This window comes from Salinarimonas soli (genome assembly GCF_008386575.1).
GTDB lineage: Bacteria > Pseudomonadota > Alphaproteobacteria > Rhizobiales > Beijerinckiaceae > Salinarimonas_A > Salinarimonas_A soli.
In genome coordinates this window covers 1-922 of record NZ_VUOA01000084.1, presented here as the reverse complement: position 1 = coordinate 922, position 922 = coordinate 1, and the positions used below count along the sequence as shown (strand labels likewise).

2 protein-coding genes are annotated in these 922 nt (G+C 62.8%); one reads left to right on the top strand and one right to left on the bottom strand.

Annotated elements, in window-relative coordinates; all coding sequences use genetic code 11:
* Positions 1–165: 165 nt before the first annotated feature.
* Positions 166–624, bottom strand: a complete 459-nt coding sequence (locus F0L46_RS25315; RefSeq protein WP_149822386.1) for a MarR family winged helix-turn-helix transcriptional regulator — start codon at positions 622–624, stop codon at positions 166–168.
* A 114-nt stretch (positions 625–738) separates the two neighbouring features.
* On the opposite strand from F0L46_RS25315, the gene F0L46_RS25310 reads away from it, so the two are divergent.
* A partial coding sequence (locus tag F0L46_RS25310; RefSeq protein ID WP_149822385.1) for a hypothetical protein occupies positions 739–922 on the top strand: 184 nt, incomplete at its 3' end.

The following is a 922-nucleotide window of genomic DNA, read 5'->3' as shown; positions in this document are numbered from 1 at the left end:
CGAACAACGCTCTTGAACCCAGTCATCTCAGCCCCCAGCGAATCTTGTTCCCTAATTGCTAGTTAACAATTCATTGGCGCGCAATTGTAATGTCTGGGCCGCAACCCCGATTGGGCTCAGCCTTTCGGCTAAGACCCTGTCCGGCCGGCGGGGATGATGGGCAGGTCAGAGCGACCGAGCGGACCCGGAGGCGCTCAGTTGCTCGATGACACCCTCAAGGCGAGCCCGCAGGTCCTGGATCGGCTCCTCCGCCCCACCCAGCGCACACCCGATCTCCTGGCGCACCTTCAGCACCTCGGCCTGAAGGTGGCGACCATGCTCCGTCAACTCGATCCGCACCTGACGCTCGTCTGCAGCGTCGCGAAGCCGGCGCAACAAGCCACCTTTCTCCATGCGCTTGAGCAAGGGTGTGAGCGTGCCGGAGTCGAGATGCAGCCGCTTGCCGATCTCCTTCACCTTGAGCCCTTCCTGCTCCCAGAGCACCAGGAGCACGAGATATTGCGGGTAGGTGAGGCCCAAGGGCTCCAAGCCAGCCTTGTAGGCGGCCGTGAAGGCATGGTGGGCGGCGTAGACGGTGAAGCAGAGCTGCCGGTCAAGGCGCAACAGGTCGTTGGTATCAGCCATGAAAGCCTCTTAGCACGAGCAATGACAGGACGGCATCAGCCGAAAGAATAAGTTGCGTTCAGCATAATGGTGATCCAATGGTTAGCACACAATCAAACAGCACGAAAGCCAGCCGTGACCCGCATCAGCTCCCTTGCTCTCGCTTGCGCCTGCAGCGGCATGCTCCTGGGCAGTGCCGTCCTCGGTGCGGGCTCCATCGCTGTCGCGAGCCAGGCCAAGCTGCACCTCGCCTTCGATGCGCCGCGCATCCAGGCACCAGCCGCGCAGGTGGCGCCAGCCCGGATCCGGGTCGCGGCCG